The sequence below is a fragment of the Dietzia sp. PP-33 genome, assembly GCF_033790845.1.
GTDB lineage: Bacteria > Actinomycetota > Actinomycetes > Mycobacteriales > Mycobacteriaceae > Dietzia.
This window is the reverse complement of record NZ_JAMYEI010000018.1, coordinates 16,316-39,426: the sequence shown is the minus strand read 5'-3', so window position 1 is coordinate 39,426 and position 23,111 is coordinate 16,316. Positions and strand designations below refer to the sequence as shown.

Annotated in this window: 21 protein-coding genes; 5 read left to right on the top strand and 16 right to left on the bottom strand. The window is 67.0% G+C overall.

What is annotated here, in order from left to right; all coding sequences use genetic code 11:
• Nucleotides 1–259: 259 nt before the first annotated feature.
• Nucleotides 260–919: a hypothetical protein gene (locus tag NJE57_RS19515; RefSeq protein WP_319030147.1), complete on the bottom strand. Its 660-nt coding sequence runs from the start codon at nucleotides 917–919 to the stop codon at nucleotides 260–262.
• A gap of 257 nt (nucleotides 920–1,176) precedes the next feature.
• Between NJE57_RS19515 and NJE57_RS19510 the strand changes: the two genes are divergently transcribed.
• The 4 genes from NJE57_RS19510 to NJE57_RS19495 all read left to right on the top strand — a co-directional run bounded on the left by NJE57_RS19510 (nucleotide 1,177) and on the right by NJE57_RS19495 (nucleotide 4,803).
• Nucleotides 1,177–1,548: a hypothetical protein gene (locus NJE57_RS19510; protein ID WP_319030146.1), complete on the top strand. Its 372-nt coding sequence runs from the start codon at nucleotides 1,177–1,179 to the stop codon at nucleotides 1,546–1,548.
• A 94-nt stretch (nucleotides 1,549–1,642) separates the two neighbouring features.
• Nucleotides 1,643–2,407, top strand: coding sequence for an RES domain-containing protein (locus NJE57_RS19505; RefSeq protein WP_319030145.1), 765 nt, complete (start codon nucleotides 1,643–1,645; stop codon nucleotides 2,405–2,407).
• A 188-nt stretch (nucleotides 2,408–2,595) separates the two neighbouring features.
• Nucleotides 2,596–3,234 (top strand): hypothetical protein, encoded by a 639-nt coding sequence (locus NJE57_RS19500; RefSeq protein ID WP_319030144.1) that lies wholly within the window; start codon nucleotides 2,596–2,598, stop codon nucleotides 3,232–3,234.
• A gap of 114 nt (nucleotides 3,235–3,348) precedes the next feature.
• The gene (locus NJE57_RS19495) at nucleotides 3,349–4,803 is read left to right on the top strand and encodes a hypothetical protein (protein WP_319030143.1); all 1,455 of its coding nucleotides are present in this window, start codon (nucleotides 3,349–3,351) and stop codon (nucleotides 4,801–4,803) included.
• A 132-nt stretch (nucleotides 4,804–4,935) separates the two neighbouring features.
• On the opposite strand, the gene NJE57_RS19490 is transcribed toward NJE57_RS19495, so the two are convergent.
• Both NJE57_RS19490 and NJE57_RS19485 read right to left on the bottom strand, forming a co-directional pair.
• A complete protein-coding gene (locus NJE57_RS19490; protein ID WP_319030142.1) occupies nucleotides 4,936–5,493 on the bottom strand; it encodes a hypothetical protein in 558 nt (185 codons plus the stop codon).
• Nucleotides 5,490–5,849 (bottom strand): hypothetical protein, encoded by a 360-nt coding sequence (locus NJE57_RS19485; protein ID WP_319030141.1) that lies wholly within the window; start codon nucleotides 5,847–5,849, stop codon nucleotides 5,490–5,492. Before NJE57_RS19485 ends, NJE57_RS19490 begins: the two co-directional genes overlap by 4 nt.
• A 280-nt stretch (nucleotides 5,850–6,129) precedes the next feature.
• Between NJE57_RS19485 and mobF the strand changes: the two genes are divergently transcribed.
• On the top strand, nucleotides 6,130–9,711 hold the full coding sequence (gene mobF / locus NJE57_RS19480; protein WP_259852520.1) for a MobF family relaxase: 3,582 nt from the start codon (nucleotides 6,130–6,132) through the stop codon (nucleotides 9,709–9,711).
• 7 nt (nucleotides 9,712–9,718) lie between these two features.
• Here the strand turns inward: mobF and NJE57_RS19475 are convergent, their stop codons facing one another.
• The 13 genes from NJE57_RS19475 to NJE57_RS19415 all read right to left on the bottom strand — a co-directional run bounded on the left by NJE57_RS19475 (nucleotide 9,719) and on the right by NJE57_RS19415 (nucleotide 23,091).
• The gene (locus NJE57_RS19475; protein ID WP_259852516.1) at nucleotides 9,719–10,483 is read right to left on the bottom strand and encodes a hypothetical protein; all 765 of its coding nucleotides are present in this window, start codon (nucleotides 10,481–10,483) and stop codon (nucleotides 9,719–9,721) included.
• Nucleotides 10,484–10,492: 9 nt separating this feature from the next.
• Complete coding sequence (locus NJE57_RS19470) at nucleotides 10,493–11,149, bottom strand: hypothetical protein (RefSeq protein WP_182611269.1); 657 nt, start codon at nucleotides 11,147–11,149, stop codon at nucleotides 10,493–10,495.
• Nucleotides 11,146–11,652, bottom strand: coding sequence for a DUF4913 domain-containing protein (locus NJE57_RS19465; RefSeq protein WP_259852518.1), 507 nt, complete (start codon nucleotides 11,650–11,652; stop codon nucleotides 11,146–11,148). The genes NJE57_RS19470 and NJE57_RS19465 overlap by 4 nt, the downstream gene beginning before the upstream one ends.
• Nucleotides 11,636–13,429 carry a type IV secretory system conjugative DNA transfer family protein gene (locus tag NJE57_RS19460; protein WP_259852519.1) on the bottom strand — a complete coding sequence of 598 codons (1,794 nt, stop codon included), beginning with the start codon at nucleotides 13,427–13,429 and terminating at the stop codon, nucleotides 11,636–11,638. Before NJE57_RS19460 ends, NJE57_RS19465 begins: the two co-directional genes overlap by 17 nt.
• A gap of 9 nt (nucleotides 13,430–13,438) precedes the next feature.
• Entirely contained in the window at nucleotides 13,439–13,993 is a 555-nt protein-coding gene (locus NJE57_RS19455; protein ID WP_182641758.1) for a hypothetical protein, read from the bottom strand.
• Between the two features lie 12 nt (nucleotides 13,994–14,005).
• Nucleotides 14,006–15,622: a peptidoglycan DD-metalloendopeptidase family protein gene (locus NJE57_RS19450; protein ID WP_182641759.1), complete on the bottom strand. Its 1,617-nt coding sequence runs from the start codon at nucleotides 15,620–15,622 to the stop codon at nucleotides 14,006–14,008.
• Nucleotides 15,619–15,879, bottom strand: coding sequence for a hypothetical protein (locus NJE57_RS19445; RefSeq protein ID WP_182641760.1), 261 nt, complete (start codon nucleotides 15,877–15,879; stop codon nucleotides 15,619–15,621). The genes NJE57_RS19450 and NJE57_RS19445 overlap by 4 nt, the downstream gene beginning before the upstream one ends.
• Nucleotides 15,872–17,662, bottom strand: a complete 1,791-nt coding sequence (locus NJE57_RS19440; RefSeq protein ID WP_241732773.1) for an ATP/GTP-binding protein — start codon at nucleotides 17,660–17,662, stop codon at nucleotides 15,872–15,874. The genes NJE57_RS19445 and NJE57_RS19440 overlap by 8 nt, the downstream gene beginning before the upstream one ends.
• On the bottom strand, nucleotides 17,659–18,552 hold the full coding sequence (locus tag NJE57_RS19435) for a hypothetical protein (RefSeq protein ID WP_182641047.1): 894 nt from the start codon (nucleotides 18,550–18,552) through the stop codon (nucleotides 17,659–17,661). The genes NJE57_RS19440 and NJE57_RS19435 overlap by 4 nt, the downstream gene beginning before the upstream one ends.
• A gap of 4 nt (nucleotides 18,553–18,556) precedes the next feature.
• Nucleotides 18,557–20,029 carry an SCO6880 family protein gene (locus tag NJE57_RS19430; RefSeq protein ID WP_083249524.1) on the bottom strand — a complete coding sequence of 491 codons (1,473 nt, stop codon included), beginning with the start codon at nucleotides 20,027–20,029 and terminating at the stop codon, nucleotides 18,557–18,559.
• Nucleotides 20,030–20,038: 9 nt separating this feature from the next.
• Entirely contained in the window at nucleotides 20,039–21,631 is a 1,593-nt protein-coding gene (locus NJE57_RS19425) for a hypothetical protein (RefSeq protein ID WP_317815062.1), read from the bottom strand.
• Nucleotides 21,628–22,419 (bottom strand): hypothetical protein, encoded by a 792-nt coding sequence (locus tag NJE57_RS19420; protein ID WP_182640498.1) that lies wholly within the window; start codon nucleotides 22,417–22,419, stop codon nucleotides 21,628–21,630. The genes NJE57_RS19425 and NJE57_RS19420 overlap by 4 nt, the downstream gene beginning before the upstream one ends.
• A gap of 75 nt (nucleotides 22,420–22,494) precedes the next feature.
• Entirely contained in the window at nucleotides 22,495–23,091 is a 597-nt protein-coding gene (locus NJE57_RS19415; RefSeq protein WP_083249585.1) for a hypothetical protein, read from the bottom strand.
• Nucleotides 23,092–23,111 lie beyond the last annotated feature (20 nt).

Genomic DNA, 23,111 nt, shown 5'->3' with positions numbered 1-23,111 from the left:
CGCAGCAAGAGCCGGAGCGGCAATCCGGCACCTGAGGGCGTGCAGGTCACGCGGCCTGTCGGGCACTACGGGCGAGGGGCAGTTCGGGGAGGTGTTGAGTTCGCAGGATCTACAACTCGACACCCTGCGTTTGTCATAACGTAAGTTATCGGCACTCGCGTAGCTGCTGGTAGGGGGCATTTTCATGATGCTCGCGACGTGTTCGTCGATACTTTGGCGGATGTCTCGCTGTGTACTGCTTCTCGCATCTGGGCGCTGTCTAGGCTGCGTTCGCCCATTCAGCTAGTAGCTCTTCGTCGATCCGGTTTGAGTGGCGGAGTTGTCTCCCGGCCCTGACGTCGTGAGCAATCTGGGCTAGTTCGATGGGGGCTTGTCCGGGCCAATCGTTGCGTATGGCCTCGAGGGTCAGCTGGAGCGGGTCGAGGTGATGGCCACGCGTGTGGAAGTAGGTCAACGCTTGTATCGCTTCTGAGCGCTCCCGCTTGTCCGTGAGGCCCTGATTTGTCACGGCCATGCTGGTGATTCCTTTGACCAGGGCTTTTATCGAGGGAGGTACGGCGGGGACGGTCTCAAGAGCGTCCTCGCCGATGTGCTCGACGTTGTGCGCGGCCACCCATGGGCGGAGGCCGGCGGGGGCTTGTACCGCCACGACGCCGGATAGCTGGTTGCGGTGCTCTAGCTCGAGGATTTCTTCTAGGTTGAGGCACCAGGCGACGACGAGTCCGTGCGGGCGGGCAGTGAACCTAGTGTGACGGTTACTTGCAACGCCGAGCGGAATGCCGGATCTCTCAAGCCAGGGTGACCTTTCGATGGCTGCCGTGGATGGGCCGATGACGCAGTCAATCGCTTCTGCCCACCGCGTCGCTTCTCGGTAGGCATCTACGAGGGATAAGTGACTGTCGATGTAAGCGCGACGCATGGGTTCACGCTAGCTGGAGTGTCCGACAAGAACGCTCCAGCATGGGCCCGGTTCGACCTGGCAGGACTGACCCGCCTTCGGGTGAGGTCTCGTCGCCGTCATCGGGACTGCGCTTAGACGCAATCGGTGGCGTACGCGTTGCGCGATGGTGGCATTTGAGTAGCATTGACGGTGTTGGAGCATCGGTCGCTCTAGGCGTCGTCGCAGGTGGTGGCGCCGGGCGAGGCTCGTTATAGGAGGTGTTTGCTGTGGCTGTGGTGGATTCGACGATCTTGGCGCACACGGAGACGATGCGTCTGTCGAGCGCGGAGCTGGCGCGTCAGTTGGTGCAGCATCTCGGGGCGACTGTGGTGGCGGTGCTGGCGGGCGTCCGTGACCGGAAGTTGCCGTACAAGTGGGCTAGCGAGGGTGGTCCGGTTCCCCGGGACCGGGCGCTGAGCCGGTTGCAGGTTGCGCACCGGGCGTGGGTGGCGATCGCGACGGCCGAGGGGGCGGACATTGCCCGTGCCTGGTTCATTGGGGCGAACCCCAGGTTGGATGAGCAGCCGCCGTTCTTGGCGATTGCCGAGGGCAAGTTCAAGCCGGTGATGAGTGCTGCTGCGGCGTTCGTCGACGGCACGGATAACTGATCTGCCCGTGCAGCTCCAGGGCCGAGCTGGCGGGCCGTGGACGGGCGCCTAGGGTGTCCCGAGTGAGTGTCGCTGCCGGTGGAGGATCTCGTCTGTGAGGCCTGCAATCACGGTGTGCGCGCACACGGGCCTGGCGCTCATTCCGTCCGCCCGGCAGCTCGTCTATCGGCTCGCCAAACCCTCGTACGGAGTACTCAACCCGCCGGCCCGAGGCCTGAGCAGCAGTGAGGACCGTTCCGGGTGGAACCGTTTCGATCTGTCCGGCGAGCAGACCATCTACTGCGCCAGTAGTCCCGAGGGGGCGTACGGGGAGCTGCTGGGTGCGCTGAAGATCCGCGGCCCTTACCGGGCGAGTGACTACCTCGATGATCCAGGCGAGGACGATCTCTACGCCTTGATCGCCCAGGAGTGGGCCGAGCTGGGCGCACGGCCACCCGGCGTGATCGACATCAGCTGGCTATACGCCCACCGCATGTACACCGTGACAATGCCGCCGGCCGGGTGGTTCATCGAGATCGAGCACGCGCGCACCATCACGTTCCTGGGCGCCCACATTCCCCTTTCGCTGTGGGAACGAGGGGTCACCGAGATCACCGTGGCGCAGACACGCAGCGCCGATCGCTACCTGACCACCGAGCTGGCCGGGGCCCTGGCCGCGGCTCCGCTCGCCGGCAACGTGCCGTCCTGGGGAATCCACTACTACTCCAAGCACGGAACCGAATGGTCCTGCTGGGCAGTGTGGCTTCGCCACGAGGCGCAAGACGCGCTCAGTGCGGATCCAGGCGAGGCCGTGGCCCCGCCCCCTGGCAACACCGCCCTGGCCGCCGTCTTGGACACCTACAACCTGACCGTCGGATAGCCAGCGCACCACTCCCCTGGGCAGGATTGCCCGGTTCGTCGGCCGGGCCCTGGGCGCCGACGATCCAACCGCTCCGTCCCCGCTCGCCGCGATATCCGGAGAAGCACTATCGCGCCGGACGCCGGTCGGGTAACGTAGGTAACGAAATACGTTACCCGTTACCCGTTACCGCGCTGTGGGAGATTGCTATGTCGACGTCGGAGAAGATCGCTCGAGCCTATGGAGTGCTCGTCGCGCGAGGGGACAAGGTCACCGTGCGCGGTGTGCAGCGCGAAGCGGGGGTGCGCATCGGCGAGGTGGCCGCGTGGATGCGTGAACACGCCACCGGCGCTGCCGGGGATGCGCCCCAGGCTCCGGATCTGTCGGAGGCGATGTCTGCGATGGTGCAGTCGGTGTGGGCCGCGGCGTGGAAGCGGGCTGCGGAACAGGCGGACGAGGCGACCGCCGTGGCCCTGGATGCCGCTCGCACTGGCGAAGCTGACGCCCTTGTCGCCGCCGAGCAGGCCGCCACGGAGAGGGATGAGGCCGCCGCGGCCCGCGATCGCGCCGTCGGCGAGGTCGAAGGGTTGCGCGCGGAGCTGGCGCAGCTGCGTGGGCAGCTTGACGCGGCACGCCGGGACGCGCAGGACGCGCGCGCCGAGGCCGAGCAGGCCGACCGGGCCCGGGTCCGCGCTGAGGCGACCTCGGACACTCTGCGTGAAGTCCTGGACTCACTCCGCGATAACCATCGCGAGGCCAAGCGAGAGTCGGACGACCCGAGCGACACAAGAGGACCCGATGAAGGCGTCAGAAGCGACACCGGCTTGCCCAATCGGAAAAGACCCTGAAGCCCGTGCAGTGGTCTCAGGGTTGGTACGACCAATGGAGCCGCGCAAGTTGAAGACCACCTCGGCATTACGCATCAGTAGCCCGTTGAAAACGTGGGTTGTGGAGGGAGACGGGTGAGAGACGACAAGAGCAGGCCCAAGCGAGGAAGTGCCATGGTGCGGGTAGGCGGGGGTGCGATTGCAGCACTGCTGTCCCTAAGCGGGTGGGCGACTGTCCAGTACAGCTGGTCGGAGGGCCTGCCCTGGTGGGCTGGCTTCCGCGCGGAGTATCTAGCCACCCCGATCGCTGCACTCATAGCGGCTGTCGTGGCGATTACAACGGCTTGGTGGGGCGTCGCGAACTCGCGCGCCACCCGTGAAGTGGAACACGAGCGATGGGAAAAGGATCGAGCCACCGACAGCCAGCGAGTAACTGAGCATAGGCGCGAAGCTACGGAGCGAACGCTCCGCGACCGGTTTCACGAGCTGATCAAGCTTCTCTCGGCGAATGACCTTCGGTCGCGTGAGGGAGCATCGTATGCGCTTGCCGCGTTAGCCGACGACTGGGAAGCGCACTATGGGACAGGTTCCGATGACGCGCGGGCCGAGCAGCAGGTGTGTATCGACGTCCTTATCTCGCAGCTCCGCGACCCGATCCACACCCAAGACGAATCGTTGGACAGTGTTCAGCAGATTGCCTTCAAGCAGGTGGTCCAGAAGATCATCAGTTCAAGACTGGTCCGAGTCCTCGATGGCAGGCCACAACCAGGGCCCTGGTCGGACTTTGATCTCGTCTTCGACGGCTGCTACCTCTACGACTTCGTCCTCCAAGACCGCGTGTGCGCCGGAGACGTCGTCTCGTTCGACGGAACGAATTTTAGCGGGCAGCTGGCGTCGTTTATCGGGACAGACTTTCCCGCGACGCGAGTTTCGTTCAGGAACGCCCATTTTGACTCAAATCAGGTCGTCTTCAACAGAACGTCCTTCACTGGGAGAACTGCCAGCTTCGACGGCGCTCGCTTCTCGGCAGACTCCGTGAGCTTCGACGCGGTCCGTGTAGGCGCACGCTCGATCTCTTTCAACGCCGCGCAACTGGAAGCGAGCTGGGTGTCCTTCGGAGGGGCGTTCTTCACTGGCCCCTTCGTTAGTTTCGACAGAACCCGGTTCACAGGTGATCAGCTCACTTTTGACGGAGCACACTTCACCGGGAAAAGGACTAGCTTCAACGGGGCCGACGTCGACATGCGGGTGGCAACCTTCGCAATGGTCCACTTCACTGGAGGACAGGTCTCATTCGCGGTCGCGACGTTCCAAGGCCGCCACGTCTCGTTCGATGATGCCTATCTCATCGCAAACGTCATAACGAACGCTGCTCGCTTCGACGTGTCCAGCCTTTCGCTTAACCGAGCCATCACTACTTCCACCCGGGACAACTTCGCCGCGCTCGCAGGCTTGCAGAGCTTCGAGGACGACGGCGCCAAGTTCGAAATGGATCGAGCTGATGTCCCCGAGTGTGAGGACTGCACGAAGGCGAGAGCCCAGGAAGCACGCTCGCAATCACGACCCCGGGTCGGCTGGAAAGGTAGCTGATCCACGACATGTCTGTCGTCCGCAGGGTTCGTGGAACTAACGTGCAGCGGCCGGGCGCTGACACAACCCGTTCCGATACGACAACAGCCCCGCCGATTCAGGCGGGGCTGTACTTGTTCGAGGTTAGAACGTCTAGAACAGTCGTTGGGTGTGTGCGTGTCCGGTGTGTCCGGCTGCGTGGGCGTAGGTGATGGGGTCCCAGCCGGATAGTACTGCGGCGCGGACGGCGATGGAGCGTTCGGCGCGGGTGCGTCCGTCTCCGGTGGCGCGGTGGGCGCCGGCGCGTCCGCAGGCCACGGCGTAGCGCAGGTTGGCGGTTTGAGTAGAGGGGATGACGTGGGCGTCGTCGACGCGTACGCAGAGGGGTTCGTTGCAGCGGTGCTCGCCGACAGTGCCGGTGGTGTTGTCGCCGTAGGCCAGGAGCAGTGCGAAGCGGTGGGCGCTCATGGTGCGTGAGAGGCCGCCGGATCGCCAGGTGATGCGTCCGTAGCCATCGCCTCCTGAGACGGCTCCGGTGAATATCCAGCACCCGTTGCCGGGTGCTTTGATCACTCGGTTCCAGAACCGTTCGATCGTCACCGCAGTGGGTGCGATCTGTGAGCTGTAGGCGCGACTAGGGATGACGATGTCGGGCCGGGGTTGGAATGCGAACTCCAGCCCCGGAAGCGGGACATCACCTGAGGTGTTCATGCCACCTCGCTGCTGTCATCTGTGGTGTCGCTGCCCGATTGACTGTCTGGAGCGGAGGCATCGTCGTCCGACTCCTGGAAGTCGCTGTTGTTGAGGGTGTCGAGTGCGGTCTTGATGTCGCGGGTGCTGATGCCGAGCAGGTCGGCTATCTCGGCGCGGGCCTCCCCCTCGTTGACGAGCGCCTTGATCGCCTCGCCAGCCTCACGCTGAGCCTTCTCGAGGGCGTCGGCGGCGGCGAAGTAGCGGGTGGCCGCTGCTTCCATCCGCTCGTCGCGCTCCCGGCGCTGCTTTTGCTTCTCGGCAAGTGCCTGCCTGGCTCGGTTGCGGGCGCTTGTCCGGTCTGAGGTCCTGGCCATGAGTGTCGATCCCCTCGTGTCGGTGACTGTTTCGGGGCGATGGTATCGCCGGGGTCTGCCACTGAACAGATCCACCATCGTGCCCCTAGTCGCGCAACCGCCTCGATTCGCTACTCCGCTCTTGGCTCAGTCGCCGATTGCGTCTGTCGCACCCCGACTCGCTCAGTAATCGTCTTTCGCTCCGCTCACTCCTCCACAATCAAAGATCTACACACCTCTTGCTGATTTTCAGACTGCGTCCGTGACCGGGCGCTGACGTGGGGTTAGAGTGGGCGGCGTGATGACCCTCCACGTGCTGCACGCCGGGGACGGCTACAGCTACCTGACACGTCAGGTAGCTACCGCCGACCGGCTGCGTGAACGTGGCCAGGAGCTGACCGACTACTACACCGCCAACGGCACCCCTCCCGGCCGCTGGCACGGCGCTGGCTTGGAAGCCCTCTCAGAGATCAGCCCGGTGTCCGGCACGGTGTCCGAGGAGCAGATGAAGGCGCTGTTCGGCGAGGGCCGGCACCCCAACACCGACCAGATGCTCGAGGCCGGCGCCGACCTCAAAGAGACCGCGCTCGGTCGGAAGTTCCCCGAGTTCAAGAACGAAATCCCGCTCGTGGAGGAGTACAAGTCCACGCTCAGGGAGCTGGCCGAGGAGGGCCACACGATCGACAAGGCCACCACCTCGGAGGCGTGGCGGACGCTGGCAGACAAGCACTACCGCGCCAAGTTCGGACACCAGCCACCCACGGATCGGGAGCTGCTGTCCTGGGCCGCCGCGCAGCGCAGCAACGTGCGTCAGCCGGTCGCCGGCATGGACCTGGTGTTCACTCCGCAGAAGTCCGTCAGCACCCTATGGGCCCTGGCGGACACCGACACCCGGCGAGAGATCGAACGCATCCACCGCGAGTGCGTCAACGACTCCCTGGCGTGGATCGAACGCGAGGCCGCCTTCACCCGCCGCGGTGATCGCAGCGAGCGGCAGATCGACACCCACGGCTTGATCGTGGCCCAGTTCGACCACTACGACACCCGCGCCGGCGACCCGAACCTGCACACCCACTGCGCGGTGTCGAACAAGGTTCTCGGCGTCGACGGCAAGTGGTCCGCCCTCGATGGAGCGGCACTGCACAAGCACGCTGTTGCCGCGTCCCAGCGCTACAACGCGGCGATCGTTGATCGGCTTCGCCGGGAGATTGGCGTGGCGTTCGAAGCCCGCTATCCCACACGCGACAGGCAACCCGTCTGGGAGGTCGCAGGTATCGATCAGACACTGTGCCGCGCGTTCTCCTCACGCCGTCAGATGGTCGAGGCTCGCCGCGACGAGCTCCTCGCCGAGTACCGGACCAAGCACGGCCGGGCACCGACTCAGGCGGTCCAGTACGCCCTTCTGCAGCAAGCCACGCTAGACACCCGGGAAGGCAAGCAGGAGTCCCGATCGCTGGCCGACCACCAGTCGACCTGGCGCCGATTGGCCGCCCGTCACCTCGGATCAGAAGCCGCCGTCGACGCCATGGTCTCTACCGCGCTAAACCCCGAGCCACCGGATGATCGGATCAAGGAGATGAACCCCTCGGTGCGGCAGATGGACGGCCTCGAGGTCGAGTCCGCCCACGTCATCGAGACCGTGTCCGATGCCCGAGCGACGTGGACCCACGCGCACGTGCGGGCCGTGGTCGAGACCCAGCTGACCAACGTCGCCTTCACCTCACCGACCGAGCGCGACGAGGCCGTGAGCGCGGTAGTGGACCACGCTCTGGGACGCGGGTCGGTGGCCCTGTCGACGCCCGACACACTGGAGGCGCCCACCGCGCTGCGGCGCGACTCCGACAGGCTCAGTGTCCTCGAGCGCCACGGCGAGCTGCTCCACACCTCGACCGCCATGCTCGACGCCGAGCAACTTGTCACCGGCGCCGCACAAACGCCCGTGGCGGTGTTCACCACCGGCGAGCAACTGCGGGCAGTGATCGCCGAACACGAGTCCGCGAGCGGCCGCGTCCTCAACCCCGGACAGCGCGCACTTGCCGAACACTTCTGCCTGTCCGGGCAACTCGTCGCCGCCGGCGTCGGCCCCGCCGGCACCGGCAAGACCACCTCCATGAAGGCCGTCACCGCCGCGTGGCGAGCCTCCGGGCGACAGGTCATCGCGCTGGCGCCCTCTGCGGTCGCCGCCGAAACTCTCGGTGAGGAAATCGGCGCCGAAGCCCGCACGCTTGCCTCGCTGACCTACCGCTGGCGGGGAAAACTAGAGTCCATGGGCTACGCCGCCCGCACGTTGCCGCTCACCATCGAACCGGGTGCAATGCTGCTGCTCGATGAGGCCGCCATGGCCTCCACGAAGGACGTCGCGGCGCTCGTGGAGATCGCCCGCGATCGCGGCGCGGTGGTGCGCATGGTGGGAGATCCCGCGCAGCTCGACGCCGTCGAGTCCGGCGGCCTGATGCGCCTGGTGGCCTCCGAGACCAACGCACCCGAACTGACCGACGTCGTCCGCTTCGGTGACGACACCGCGCAGGCCCGCGCCTCCATCGGCATCCGCTCCGGCGAACCGGACGCCCTGCAGTTCCACGCCGACAAGGGCTGGGTCCACGGTGGCGCCCGTGAGGAGATGATCGCCGCCGCAGTTGCCGATCACTTCGCCGACACCGACGCCGGTCGCGACGGGATCGTCCTGGCCTCCACCACCGCCACAGTTCGTGAACTCAACACCCAGATCCAGAATCGTCACCGTGACACCGGAGCCGCTCAGGCGCGCAGTCTGGTCGACCTTGCCGACGATCTGACCGCCGGCCGCGGCGACGTTGTCGTCACCCGCACCAACAACGGGGACCTTCGCACCAAGGGTGGAACCAGACCGGGCTCCCGCGTGCAGAACGGTGACCGCTGGCGCGTGGAGAAGGTCGGCGCGGATGGGTCGCTGACCGTGCGGCACCTTGGGCACCGCGGCCGGGTCACTCTCGATGCCGACTACGTCGCCGGCTGTACGGAGCTGGGTTACGCGGCCACCATTCACCGCGCGCAGGGCATTACCGTCGACGTCTCTCGCACCGTCGTCGACGACGCGACGAACCGCCGCGGTTTGTACGTTGCCCTGTCCCGCGGCCGGGCCGAGAACCACGCCTACGCCGTCACAGACTCTCCGCTGGATGTGGAGACCGAGAAGCCACACCTGGCCCCGGAGGTTGACGACAGGCTGACCACCGCTCGCGGTGTCCTGACCGCGGCGCTGGCCCGGGACGACGGTCACACCACCGCCACCGAACAACTCCGTGACGCGCTTGCCGCCGCCGATGATCCGGACCGCATGGCCGCCGGTTACGCCGCCGCCCGCGATCTGCTCGTGCTCGACTACACCACGCACCTGGTGGGCTCTATGGCCGTCGGTGAAGTGCCTGAGGCAGAGACAGCGCCCTTGCGCGCCGCCGTCGACAAGGCGCTTGCCCGCGGCGTTGACGTCGCCGCCGCGATCGCACAGTGGCACCACGAGGTCGATGCCCCGGACGACCCGCTCGCCTCGGCCACCGGCTGGCTATCGGGATACGAAACAGACACCGACACCGACCTCGGCCACCTGGCCCCCCTGCCCTCTCGGCACCCCGGCATGGACACAGAGCTGGCCGACTACGCGGCCGCCGCCCTGGCCGAGCACACCAGCCTCACTCACACGCCCTTGGAGGAGGACCTCGGCCCGGTCGACGCAGAGCTGGACCCCTTCACGGCCTCCCACCGCCAGGGCCCCTTTGATGCCAACCCGTTCGACGTCGACCCGTTCAGCTCGCAACCGGGTTCGGGCGAGCCGGAGCCGGACGGGCCGACACACCACGAAGCCCCTGTGCCCGGCAGGGAGCCGTCACAGGGGCCAGAGGTATAGCCTCAGCTCACAGTTCGAACCAACTCTCGGCCGCTGCGTCGCGTCCTGGGCTGGTGACCGGGGCGATCTCTGAACGGCTGTTCTCAGCCGAGCAACGTGTGAACAGGTTCCCCAGCCGAAACGGGCTTGATCTCTCGGCTCCCATCGAGCTGGAATTATCGGCGTCGAACGGGCTGGATTTCTCGGTCTCGGTCGAGGGCGACCACGTTCCCTCGCGGATCATCGATCCCACGGGTTGCGGAAGCTCCACTCGCTCGAGGAACGTGGTGCCGGTGACCCGATCCACCTCGGCCTCCAGAGCGTGCATTGCGCTGGCGCCGATCTCATCTTCGATGTAGAGGTTGACCTGCTGCACCGGGACGTCCACCGTCATCGCATCGTCGTCTGAATACAGGCTGACCACTGCGTGTGCGAGCGCCTTGTCGGCGAAACCGGCGCGGGCAGCGCGGGCGTACGGGCTTCTGCCGCTTGTTTCACGTTCGACGGCGTCGGCAATCTCGTACGCCGCCGACAGGTTCTCGATACGGGTGATGACATCGCTGATCGATTCGGTGGTGAGCAGGTTCTCGAGTCGGGAGGCCAGGAGCGTCGCTCGACTACCACCTGGGATCAGCACATCACTACTTGTGAAGCGCGAGTCAGAGAACGAGATCTCGTCGTCGGGCAGCCAGGTCGGGCGGTGCGGCTTCAGACTCAGCGGGGACCCGGTGGCGGCGAGTGCGGAGCCCAGTCGAGCCCTCAGGTCGGTTGCGGCAGGGGTCGGTTCGGTCATGGTGGTCTCCTACATTTCGATGTCGGGGTCGACCTCAGGGGAGGCCGTCGCGACATCGGCCGCCATGGCGGTCTCGGCAGTGGCCGGCGCCGAGGCGGCGCTCAGACTGGCGGACAGGTCTGACCCTGTGGACATGTCCAGCTCGCCGCCCATAGTTGGGTCGCTCTCGAGGCCTTCCCACGTCTGCGACAGCGCTGAGGTCACCCGCTCCATGACCTCGTCACCGTCGATCAATTCAGTCACCGCACCGGCTGTGACCAGTGCTGACACCGCCCACAGCACAGTCATTTCCTGTCCGCGATCGACATCTATGTCCTGTGTCTTGGCGGCCTCGCGCTCGGCCTGGAGCCGGCGCTGTTCATCCAGGAGGGCGCGGCCGTCGTAATCTGCGGGCTCCCACCGATGCCAGACGTCGGCGGCCGCCGTCTCGAAGCCCCGGCGGGCGAACTCGTCCGCGACGATCTGGCGACGTTCGTCTCTCCATTGCTCGGAGGCGTCGGGGCGATCGGCCCAGGCCGTCTCCCGCAGTAACCGGGTGACGGGAACCGTGCGCAGCTCGGCGGCCGTCAGGTAGTGGGTGCGTTCGCGGAAACCGCCCTGACGTCCGGCTATGCGGCTGGCACGGGCAAGCATCGACATGTGCTGCTCGCGATTCTGGCTGTTCATTTAGTCTTCTCCATCGGTTCTGAGCGCAGGATCTCGGAGGGTTCGTGGTGATTTCGGCACGACGCCATCGGCGATTCGGGTCCGAGAAGGATCCGCATGTGGTGATCGCCAACGGTGCGTAGGAAGATCTCGTCGGCCCGCATGGGATCGGTCACCGCCAGATACTCGTAGCTGCGCCACATCGCCCGGACACGAAACACCACGCTCTGATGCGCCCACCATTTGCCGCACCAGGCGTTGGCTTGTGAGCGATCTTGGACCTGGTAGGCGGGGCGCAGATAGTCGTCGAAGAAGTCGTACACAGTGGGATGCCGCGGGTTCGACGGGATCCCCAGATCCTCGACGGAGTACCGCTTGGCGGCGCGGTGCGCCGCTCGGCGCAGCGCCACCCCCAGCCCTGGATGCTCGGCGTAGCCGGTTAAGGCGTCGACGGCCAGGGCCTGCATCTGAGTCTGCAACGGTTTGGGCGTCGCGGCCCGCACGAGATCAGTCCACAGTGACACCGGTCTGTCCTCTCTCCAGGCGGTCGAGCAGCTCCCGAGTCGCGGGTGAGAAGTCCTGCTGGGTGGCCGGGATCATCCGAGCGAGCATCGGACGTCGGCCCTTGGCGATGACGATCATTTGCCATCTCTGCAGGTTCTGGATCTCGTCGACCGACAAGATCGGCTTGTCGCCGCCGACTTGTTGCGAGCTCGAACCGCTGCCATTGGAATACGACACTGACCGCTCGACCTCCCGGTAGGTGCCGACCTGGGTGGAGACCATTTGCGCAAACTCCGGCTCGGTCTGTCCCGGCCCGATGACTTTGATCGCCACCAGGGCGTAGAGCTTGCGCATCCCGACCGGGCCCCACATCTCCTCCCCCTGCGCGTAGGTCTGGAGGAAAATGTCGAACAGGATCCCGCGGGAGCCGTAGGTCGATAGCGCCTCAGGCAAGTTCGGCCATCGCACCACGTTGGCGATCTCATCGAGCACCATCAGCACCGGGACCGGGAGTCGATCCCGCTCGAACTGCGAGGCCCGCTTCTTCAATGCCTCGCTGACCAGGATGGCCAGCACTGTTGAAATGGGGCGGGCCACGGGGTTGTCTTCCTCGGTGAGCATGTACAGCGTGGCCCGGTCGTCGTGGGCCAGGGCGGTCACATCAAGACGCCGGCGGTGGCCGTGCGGCGTCAACCATTCCCGAACCTCGGCTAGCCCAAGGCATGCGATGCAGTTCTTCGCGGCCGAGAACACGCCGTCACGGGTACGTGGGGTCAGCGAGTACTTCGCGTTCAGGTCGTCGTGCTGGGCCTCGTAGGTGCTGCCGGCGAGCAGCGTGAGCGGCTCGCCGGCGCCCGGCGCGGACACCCACTTGTACACCTCGGTGATCGGTTTGTTGCCCAGAGCTGCGGCCAGGAACAGCGCGGTGAGCAGGTCGCGGGCCTGCTGGTAGAAGAACGCATTCTCGCCGGCATCGCCAGAGACCGCCGACCGCGCCGTGGTGGCGCCCTCGAAGATCTCGGCCAGGCGTAGCGCCGAGCCGTCCCAGAATCGTGCCGCCCGGACGAAGTCGAGCGGGTCGAAGAAGAACCCGCTGTCTGCACTGGCGCCGGGGGCCAGATTCTGCGGGTCGAACACCCACACCTCGCCGAAGTGTTCACGCAGCTGGATCGTCTCGTCGATGAGGTCGCGCTTGCAGCTCGTGGCCACCACCAGACCGGGGGCGTTCCAGATCTCCGGGATGGCCTTGCTGGTGGTCTTGCCCTCTCGCGGCGCCCACAAGTTCAACACGTTGTCCTCGGTGCCCGACATAAGGACCTGCCCGGTGCTCCACTCCCGGCCCAGATAGGCGCCGTACCAGCCGCAATCAGGCAGGTTGTTGTCCCGGTGCTCTCGTTTACGCGCACGCGGGGACAGGGTCGCGATGTCACTGGTCGAGGCCATTTGCCGGGTCGCGTGTGCGATGCGCGACTGCGTGCCGCCGGTGCGCCGCAGTCGCCACCGCCGGCGAGCGAGGATGATCCCCGCGGTGATCACCACGACGACCAGCCATTGGGTCACCAGCAGCGCAGTCGCCGCTGGGGACCAGGCCACCGAGTCACGCGCCAGGACCTCGATCGCGCCGACCATCGGGAACGGGCTGGGTGGCTCGGCGCCGCCGAGCTTGACCGCCGCCCGATGCGCCGCCCACACCGAGACGTTGATGGCCACGAACCCGGCCAGCATGATCAGCAGCACGACGTGCTCGGGCCGGAACTGCGAAACTCGGGTGTTCCTCGGATTGTCGTTGCCAGCCATGATGTGCCCCTATCTCGTCATCTCTAGTCGGTACTGCGCGGCTTTCCAGGTGTGTCCCTCACGGACCACGACCACCTGCGCCGCCATCTCCGGCAGCGGCGTCGTGTCGCCGTCGGTGTGTTGAACCACCTGCCGCAGGATCAGACGCACCTCCGCCCGGGGGGCGTGAGGGTCAACCGGATCGCTGGCGAGCTCCACAGCGCCCACGACAACGTCGCCGGACGCCGCCCACGCCGCCCACTGTCTAGGCAGTGGCTCTGAGGCCGGGCGCTCGGCCGCCGCCTCGGCCAGTGGCCCAGTGAGCGTGTCCGCGGCCGCGTGCAGTGAGTCCCAGGGGCCCGCCTGCTCGGCCGGCCGCCACGTGAAGATCTGCCGCATCGCGGCCCGCGCAGCTCCTTCCGCGGTCTCTGTCGGTTCTGCGTGCACGTGATGGGCGTCGGTGCCGGGCTCGTCCCCTCCGGCCCGCAGCATCACCACCACCAGCGTCACCACCACACACGCCGCCACCACGCCTGCGGCGATCACGCCCGCGATGATCAAGAGGCGTCGTTGTTCTGCTTCCATGGCCACTGCTCCTTACCCTGCTGTCGTGGCGAATTTGGCTGCTTCTGCGGGCACGATGACGACGTACTTCTGTGTCTCCGCGTACGGCGGAACCCCGCCGTACTGCTGGACGGCGCCCGGGCCGGCGTTGTACCCAGCCAGCATCAGCGTCTGCGGATCCCCGGAGAGCTGACCTGAGGCGATCTGCTCCCGCTGACCTTCGGCGATCTCGCACAGGTAGCGGGCCGCGAACATCGTGGCGTCTGCGGGGTCGGAGGGCGAGCCAGAGCCCGGCGGACCGGCCACCTGGCCGTTCTCGTCGACCTTCGCCCCTCGAGAGGCCCAGGTGCCAGGCATCGCCTGCGCATATCCCTGCGCTCCCACTGGCGAGACAGCGCGAGCTTGGAACCCCGCCGACTCGTGGTAGAGCAACCCCGCCAGCAGCGGCGAATCCACTTCTCGACACACCTGCCCGCCGAGACGAATCCACTTGCGCAGCTCCTCCGGGATCTCACCGTCGTTCAGCGCGCGCCCGTGGTCGCCGACCCCGTCCGGAACGCACGCACCGGTGGAGGCACCGACACCGGGACCACCTCCCTCCGGGGCGGGCCCGTACTTCTGGCCCGGGGTGGGCATGCCCCCGCCGGCCACGGTCACGTGCACGTGATCGAAGTGGTTCTCGGTCGGGGTGCCCCGATCTTCCATCTGGCTCGGCTGGCCTTCGGCGGGAATGTACTGCTGGCGCCAGATCAAGTACTCGATGTTGAACGCTTCTTTGTTCCGGAACAGGTAGTCGGCGATCTCGTCGCCGAGCTTCTTACCCGCACCGCTGGCGTAGTCCGGGATCATCACGTCGACGGCTCTGCCGGACGGGTGGTCGGGGAACGGGTCGCTGGGGCGCCAGCCCCCGATCGTCTGCACCTCGGGGAACTTCTGGGCGACGGCCCGGGCTACGCGGACCGAGTCGACCTGCAAGTTCTGCTCGGACACGACGTCCGACGGGGGAAGCTCTCCCCCGCGCGTACCCCGGTCCGTGGGTTCTCTCGGCGTCGGTGCGGGAGCGGGCCTCTGGCCGGCCTCGCCCGGATTAGTCGCCTTGTCGATCCACGGCACCGGATCGACGTCTTGGCCGCCGTAGCGGCCTCCCGCCCAGATCTCGAAATGCAGATGGGCGCCCGTGGATTGACCCTCGTTGCCGACCCCGGCGATATGCTGGCCGGCCTTGACCGCGTCGCCGGCCTTGACCCTGAGGTCGTCCGCTGGCATGTGCCCGTAGACGGTGGAGAACATGCCGTCCCCACCGTTTCCCTCGTGGTCAATGACGATCCAGTTGCCGAATCCCGAGGCGGGGCCCGATTCGGTGACCACGCCGTCGGCGAAGGCGTAGATGGGAGTGTTCACGGGTGCTGCGTAATCGATGCCCCGGTGGTCGGGGCGATCGGCTGAGCGATAGCCCGAGGAGACCTGGTAGGTGCCGTCTTTCATGGGCTTGGAGTAGTCCCCGTCGGGGACTCCGCCGGCCGCAGAGCTGGACCCTCCGGTCGGTGCGCACCGGTCGTCGTCCTCGATGAAGGAGGAGACGACGATGGTCAACCCGAACGCGACCGCGAGGACGATCACCAGCGCCAGCACCGGCCCCTTGAGGGTCACCGGTCTTCCAGCTCCCGCAGCCGAGCGGACAGGTGCGCGTTCGCGGCGCGCAGGCGCCGAATCTCCCCCCAGGTCGGACGCGGCATCCGCTGCTGGTCCTCGGCCCAGCTGAGCACCGTGGAGGTCGCCACACCGAAGTCGCGCGCCGCGCTCGCGGCCGCAGACGACAGGGTGGACGAGGCGCTGAAGTAGCCCACGAACCGGTCGACGACATTTTCCTTGAACTCGGGGCTGTAGCCCCCGGCGGGACTAGGCATTGACCAGTCCCCCGGCTCGCGCGGACTTGCGCTTCCACTCGTCCTCGAACGCGGCGTTGGTGTCGTGTAGTCGCCATTTCGTCTCTAGTGGCGAGATGTCGGTGCGGAACGGGATGCCGGGCGCGGTGCTCTTGCTGGCTTTGATCATGAAACACCCGCGGCCGGGCGGCACAGGGGCATCCGCGGAGCGTTCCCGGTCTGGTGAGGCCCCTTGTGACCATGAGGTGATCTCGGCGATTTCCCGCGCTGTGAAGGGGAGCTTTCCGCCAAGTAGGCGCAGCTCGTCGGCCGGCAGTCCACCACAGATCACAGCCCCGGCCCGGTCGATGAACCCCATCGCGCGGTTGCGATCCGCCTCGGTCGGCAGGGTCTCCAGATCCTTGGACCCGTGGGTGACCAGGTACACCGCGCAGCCCATTGTTCGGAGCAGACGCATGAGACCGTCCACATGCTTGGTCAGCCCCGGCGCGGCGGCCAGCGTGCCCCACAGCTCGTCGAGGGTGTAGGCGAACAGCTTCCGCTTGCGCAGGCCAGCATCGGCGAGAATCTTCGACGCCGTCACCGCGCCCGCTGCCGCCGACCAGCACGCCATGATCACCGCGGCTTTCACGGTTTCGTCGTTGTCGTCCAGGGCGGACACGTCGATCACCACCGCGGCGGAGTTGACGTCGATGGGCGTGGTGGTCTGCCCCGAGAAGATCTCCCCGGTCACACCGTGCTGCATCGCATACAGGCTGCGCAGCAGCGGCCGGACGGTGGCGTGATACTCCTCATCCGACGCCGAGACGGTGACCTGGTGCAGCTGCCGGGACCCCGCCTGCAACATGGCGATCAGGTCCGTCAGCTCCGGCGGATGCACCCAGCGACTGCGCCCGTCCGGGCCGTCCTCGGCGTATAGGTCGTCCAGTGCCACGGCCACGGCCGCGGACTCGTAATCGGCCATCCGACCCTGCCGGGCGAGCGAGACCAGAGTCTCGATCATCCGGCGCTGACCGGCGGCCACCTCCTTTTTGGCTCGATGGAGTTGCTGTTCCAACATGCGCAGCCTCTCCCGATCGGCGTCGGTGTCCCCGGTGTGAGTGGCGATCGCCGCCTGGAGGACCGGCACCACCGAACCCAGAGCTCCCGCGTCGAGGGGGTTGATCCGGTCCAGGCCGTGCCCGATCCGGATCACCTGCCCGTCGACAGCTAGCACCAGGGGGACGTACTCGCCCTTGAGGTCGTTGGGAATGATCGGCACATGACCCTGGGCCGAGTGTCCGAGCAGGATCTGCCGCACCAGCGAGGACTTACCCAGCCCGGGCACCGACATCAAGAACGCCGACGGCGTCGACAGCAGGTTCTGCTCTAGCCAGCTCAGACAGTCGAAGCCGAGGTCCTTGCCGTCGAGCAGGTTCCGACCGATCGGCGGGCCGATCATCGGAGACGGCGACCCGACCGAGTTGGGGTTCCACCCGGCGGCGTAGTTCGTGGCCATCATGAACTCGTTCGGAGCAGTGACCGATCGCACCAGACCCGACCCGATCCCGGCAGCGAAGGGGGCGCGAAAGCCGCGCGCCCCGGCTCGTGGCCACGCATCCTCCCCGACCACCGGGGCCACACCATGCCGGGCCAGCGACTCGTGTTTGATCCGCCCGACCTCATCCGGGTTGGCCTTCTGCCATCTGCCCAGGGCCCGCCCTCGGCGGGTCCACGGCAGCGGGTACTTCTCTTGCCCGTCGAGGATCGCCCGGAACAGCTCGCCGTAGTCGGCGGTGGCCTCCTCTGGTCTCCACATACTCATAGCGGCAGCTCCGTCTCGATCGTCGCGTGCTGGAACCCCGCCACACCCAGTCCAAGGTTGGCGGCCAACATCACCCCTTGGCGCCCGGACTCATGCCGCACCCGCAAGCGGGTACGCGGCCGCAGCGCCTGCAAGAACAGTCGGGCGATCTCGTGTCCGCCGGCCACGGTCACCGTCGACCACACCCGTCCACCGTCGGCGGCCTCGACTTCACTGACCGACAGGGGGTCGACGAAGGGGCGCATCCAGCGGGTACGCCAGATGTGGCCGGCGGCGTCCCACTCGGCCAGCACGTCGGACACGTCCGCGCTGGCCTCTGCTCCGCTGGCCGGATCCGAGCACGACAGTGTGAAGCTGACGCACTCCACACTTCCCACGCGAACACTGCGCGACGACTCGTCCCAGGTCAGCTCGGATAGATCCTCGATTGACCGCAGCGCCGCGTCCAGGACGTGACCGCAGCGCCCGGCGATCTCGCTCTCGCGTGCAGGCCGGGCCGGCAGGCCGGCGAGAGCGGCCGCGTCGTACAGGGTCGGTGCGTCGACCGCCACGATCGAGGCCAACTCCGTGAGGTCGCTTCGCTCGGTCTTGTCGGCGGCCGAGAACACTCCACCCAGCAGCGGTGGCGCTGAGGTCGTGCTGTCACAGGCGAAACCGGCCAGAAGCCGGTCCAGGCCCGCCACCTGACGGGTCCACGCACTGACCCTCTCCTGCTCCACGATCCCGGCATCATCCACCAGGCTCGCCACGGCAATCTGGTGGCGGCTGGCGTCGGTGACGAGCGCCTGGGGGAAGCCGCGGGCATCGACGGTCTCACTGACCTCCAGTCCGCGCAGGGGGCGGGGGCGGGTATCGGGAGTCGATCCAAATAGGTTCTTGAGGTTCAACATCCGCTCAGTCCTTCCTTCCGAACGGCAGGGCTCCAGCACCGAGGCAGAACGAGAACGCCGAGTCCTGCATGAGCCGCATCTCGCGCACCCGGATGTTCAACTGGTTGGCCAGCGCCTCCACATCACCGTCGATCGCCCGGTCGTCCTCGCCCGGCAACCACGTCACCGACACGTACATCGACCGCCGCCCGTACCCAGCTCCCTTGGCCAGCGCCTTACGTGAAGCCGTCGTGCCCTCCAACCGCAGCTCGGCGTCAACGGACTTGATCGTCTTGCCGTCGTTGACCCCGACCATTGCGTCCCGGTGCTCGGCCTCGACCAGCGAATGCGCCACTCCCGGGGGGAACGGCCGGTAGACCAGACAGACGGTCTTGCGCGTGATCCTCGAGTGCTGCTCCAGCAAGGGTCGCAAGTGCTTGTTCTCGAACGTGGCCGGCGGCGCGGAGACCATCTCCCAGGTCCGCGACCAGGTGCCGTCGTGGAAATACCCGCGCGCGGTGGCCTTGGCCACCGCCGGCCCCGCATCCGACCACGGCAGATGGTGCGGCACGCCTTTGATGTGCAGCTCCTCGAAGTCTTCCTCGGCCGCGGGATTGAACGCCTTGTGCGTCGAGGCCACGATTTCGTCCGCCGTCATGGGTCGCGCCTTGATCCCCGCCCATGGCAGTGGGCCGCGATAGAACGCACCGATCTCGTAACGGAGCTGGTCGAGAAATCGGCGGTCCCGGGAATGTGACACCGACACCTTCAGCGTGAAAGCCAGCTCGAACTCATAATCTTGGCCACCCGATTGCAGCATCCTGGCTCGCTCGAACTGGATCTCCCGCGCGACCGCAGGTGCCTCCGGCGAATCGAGGGTCTCGACCTCACGCAAGGCCAGCATCCCCGTCGACGGCCTGGTGGTGTGCCGGGCCACCACCGCCAACAGATTCCGATTGTGCGCCCACTGCGCCTCGCACGTCCCCCACTGCGCGGTCGTCGCCTCAGCCTCCGCGACGCTACGCAGCACATCTCCGGACAGCTGCCCGGTCAGCTTCACCGTGACCTGCTGGGCCGCAGGGTTGACGATCACCCCGAACCGGTAGCCGTTCGCGTCGACATCCTCGAGCAGCTCGGTGCCCGCCAGCAGACCCGGCGCCCGACGTTGCCCGCCCGGCACCCGCGATTCCGGGCCCGAGAGGTACAGGTTCTCCCCAGTCATGCGGCGCCACACGTGCGCGGCCACCAGCCGCCCCGACGTGACGAAAGACCGTCCGTCTCGGTGAAAATGCACCAGGGCACCCACCAGCACAGCCAGCAGAGCGGCTACCAGGGCGAACCGCACCTGCTGGGCCAACATCGACACCACGAACGCCATGAGGCCGACAAACCCCACCACGGCCGTACGGACCGGGATGCGGCCAATGAAGTTGCGCTCCCGCTTGCGGCCCAGGGTGTAGGTGGTCGTCTCGGTCTGCGGCGCCATCGTCTCGCTCATCAGCTCCCCCTACCGGTAGGCCGACCCCGGATTGACCGGAGCGCCTACCGAGTCGTCGAGGATCCCGCCGCCCGCTCGCAAGGCAGACCCGGCCATGCCGGCGGCGTTGCGCGCGATCCGCGCACCTGTCTGGCCTGCCGCGGCCACCTGCTGACCACCGCCGGTCGAGGGACCGGAACCAAGAGCTCCAGCGCCGCCTCCCCCGGATCCACCAGCGGCTGGTCCACCACGCGATCCGCCACCAGTCGACGGACCACCACCGGACGGATCGCCCCCACCGGACGGGCCACGCCCACCAGAAGCGCCGCCCCCGGAACCCCCACTGCCCCCATCAGTCAGGCCCAACGCGGACCCGCCCGAGCTAGCCGCGCCCGCGGCCGCGCCGCCGGCCGCCAGGGCGCCGGCACCGCCCGTGGCCGCCGCGGCGACCGTGCCGCCCACGACCGCACCGGTCGCCCCGAGGGCCGCCCCTCCCAGGGCGCCAGCCGAGCCACCGGCCTGGCCCTTCATCTGAGGCAGGATGATCGCCAGCAGTGCAGGGGCGCACAAGCCGGCCGCCCCGAACAGCACCAGAGAGACCAGCTTGTTCTCCTCGGACCCATCGAGGTTCATCGCCGCCCACACCGCAGACATGTAGACGAACGCGGCCGCGACTTTCAGCAACGCGAACGCGACCAGGACACCCATCGCGTTCTCGACGGTGAACCGTCCCGCTCGCCCGATCGCCCATGCCGCGAAGATCGGCATCAGCCCGATCAGGATGGGAAGCAAAATGATCCGCATGACCATCGCCAGACACATCGCCAGCGACCCGATCAGCGAGATGAGCACGAACACCAGCACCAAAATTGGGTTCATGTCCTCGCCGATCGTGACCGCATCGGTGATCTTCGTGAAGTCCCCGGCATCGGCGATATAGGTGTTCACCAGCACGTCAGCGAAGCCGTCGAAGGCCATGATCGCCGGTATCGCCAGTGCCGGAACCAGAGCCCCGTACAGCAGGTACCGGCCGTAGGCCGCGGCCGCGTCCTCCATCGCCTCCCCGGAGCCCTGCCGCCGCGTTGAGGCCACCTTTAGCAGGCCGATCACCAGGCTCAACGCGAGCCCAGCGATCGCGCCCTGCCACACGAGATTGTTGATTCCCGACGAGGACAGCTCGAGCGCGTCCGGGTTCAGTTTGAACTTCGTCCACAGCGTCAGCGTGTAGCCGATCACCGCCGGGTTGCCGTCCTTGATCTCCCGGACGATCCCGGCGAGCTTTCCATCCCACGCGGCATCCGCCGCGGCCTGGATCGCGTCGCCCGGATGCTGCACCGCGCCCACACCCATGCAAGCAGCAGCGTGAGCCCCGCGCACCGGAGCGGTGAAAGTCTCGCGAAGACCACCGGTGTGGGCAGAGTCGCGGAGCCACTCATGGGCGCCGGTGCCGCCCAGAAGTCCGCCGTCGACGAGGTCGCCGTCGCGGTCGCCGCTTCGGCATTCCTCGTTGAACTCCTGAAACTGGTTCTGTCCGGTGTCCTGGGCGTGGGCCGGCGTAGCGACAGCGATCGCGACGAAGAGCGCCACTACGACGGTGGCGAGGGCTTTCAGTGCTGGTCTCACATCCACCGGGACCACGACCCGTCGATCTCGGTGAGCGGAGTCATGTTTCGTCCCGAGACGATTTCCCATTGGTCGGCGACCCACTTCATCGAGACCCGAATCACCGGATGATCGTGAATTCCGACGTTGGGGTCGGGAGAGTTGATCTCTCCGACCGCTTCGTAGACTGACGGCAACGCGGCCTCGACGGTGCAGAAGTTCTCGTCGCACTGCCCGAACTTGAACCACCGCGGCGCACTGTATCCCTGCGCTGCTACCAGGGCGCGTCCGTCGACGGAGTCGCCGCGGGCCCGGATCTCCTCAAGAAACTCCGGGTCTTCGCCGGCCATCGTCGGCATGAAATGTCCGATGAAGTCGGCGTACACCCCGCCTAGCTCCATCCCGAAACCCATGTAATTGGCTGTTAGGAGTGCTGCACCGCCGGGTGAGCGGGCGTAGCCCGTCATTACCCCGTCGTCGACCCCGGTCGGTCCGTCCGAGCGCGAGACCATGACTGTGGTGCCGCTGCTCACGCGCTGCAGTTCGAGTCCGTCGGGAGGGCCCACCATTTCCTGGCCTACGGGGAAGGCGCCGGGCTCTCCGGTCTGCTCGCGCGGCGTCCCGCCGGCGGACGTCACCACTGTGACCTGGCGGCCGACCAGGTCAATGTCAGTGGTCTCGTCGTCCGACGGCGCAGCGATCCCGGCCGAGGGCTCTGGCGCACTCGTGGTGGGTGGAGCGTCCGCGCTGCCCGCGTCGTCGCTGTCGCCGGTGGCAATCGCCAGGATGAGGGCGGCGACCAGGGCCACGACGACCACCACGGCCGCGACGATCAGTGCTGCGGTGAGTCGTCCTCGTCGCTGTGAGTCCATGTTGAGCTCCTACTAGTCGGCGCGAAATTCGGTGAAGTCGTCGAGGTTGTCGAGTTCGACGGCGTCCACGGCGGTTTGTTGCGTCGGCAGGACGAGCTTCCAATCGCCCGTCTGCCACGCGAGCTGCGTCGGCTGGGCGGTGAGCGTGCCGTCGGGCCACTCCACGGCCAGGAGGACCTGGGCGCGGTCCTGCGAGTAGTCGGTGAACTGGAAGCCGACGAACTTCGCGGGATTGCGCACGCGGCCCTCGACCGACATCAGGGCCCGTGCCTGAGCCCACTGGTCCTTACCGGGTCCCGGCGCCAAGATGGTGCTCGCCATCTGCGGCCACGTGTTGTCACCGGTGGTGGCCAGCAGCGTTTGACCGGTCATGGCCGCGATGACTGCGCACTGTGGGGTGTGTGCGTAGCCGTGTTCGACCGGGTCGGTTTCGTCCGGGCACTGCTCAGCCCGGGGAACGGCGATGCCGGCCATTTGCGACCAGGTCGCCTCGGGCGCGGCAGTCAGATCCGGGCCGTCTTCGGTCCCTTCCGTCCCCGCGTCGTCGGTGCCGCACGCGGCGAGTGCCATCGCAAGCCCCGCTGCGGCAACCAGTGTGCGACTGCGCATTTTCTGCTCCTTCATTCCCC

What these genes read in the sequence shown, in the direction of transcription:
- mobF (WP_259852520.1), top strand. Translation starts at nt 6,130, where the DNA reads ATGACCCTCCACGTGCTGCACGCCGGGGACGGCTACAGCTACCTGACA.
- NJE57_RS19415 (WP_083249585.1), bottom strand. Translation starts at nt 23,091, where the DNA reads ATGCGCAGTCGCACACTGGTTGCCGCAGCGGGGCTTGCGATGGCACTC.
- NJE57_RS19435 (WP_182641047.1), bottom strand. Translation starts at nt 18,552, where the DNA reads ATGTTGAACCTCAAGAACCTATTTGGATCGACTCCCGATACCCGCCCC.
- NJE57_RS19455 (WP_182641758.1), bottom strand. Translation starts at nt 13,993, where the DNA reads ATGGAAGCAGAACAACGACGCCTCTTGATCATCGCGGGCGTGATCGCC.
- NJE57_RS19470 (WP_182611269.1), bottom strand. Translation starts at nt 11,149, where the DNA reads ATGAACAGCCAGAATCGCGAGCAGCACATGTCGATGCTTGCCCGTGCC.
- NJE57_RS19445 (WP_182641760.1), bottom strand. Translation starts at nt 15,879, where the DNA reads ATGCCTAGTCCCGCCGGGGGCTACAGCCCCGAGTTCAAGGAAAATGTC.
- NJE57_RS19475 (WP_259852516.1), bottom strand. Translation starts at nt 10,483, where the DNA reads ATGACCGAACCGACCCCTGCCGCAACCGACCTGAGGGCTCGACTGGGC.
- NJE57_RS19460 (WP_259852519.1), bottom strand. Translation starts at nt 13,429, where the DNA reads ATGGCTGGCAACGACAATCCGAGGAACACCCGAGTTTCGCAGTTCCGG.
- NJE57_RS19485 (WP_319030141.1), bottom strand. Translation starts at nt 5,849, where the DNA reads ATGGCCAGGACCTCAGACCGGACAAGCGCCCGCAACCGAGCCAGGCAG.
- NJE57_RS19440 (WP_241732773.1), bottom strand. Translation starts at nt 17,662, where the DNA reads ATGAGTATGTGGAGACCAGAGGAGGCCACCGCCGACTACGGCGAGCTG.
- NJE57_RS19500 (WP_319030144.1), top strand. Translation starts at nt 2,596, where the DNA reads ATGTCGACGTCGGAGAAGATCGCTCGAGCCTATGGAGTGCTCGTCGCG.
- NJE57_RS19430 (WP_083249524.1), bottom strand. Translation starts at nt 20,029, where the DNA reads ATGAGCGAGACGATGGCGCCGCAGACCGAGACGACCACCTACACCCTG.
- NJE57_RS19490 (WP_319030142.1), bottom strand. Translation starts at nt 5,493, where the DNA reads ATGAACACCTCAGGTGATGTCCCGCTTCCGGGGCTGGAGTTCGCATTC.
- NJE57_RS19515 (WP_319030147.1), bottom strand. Translation starts at nt 919, where the DNA reads ATGCGTCGCGCTTACATCGACAGTCACTTATCCCTCGTAGATGCCTAC.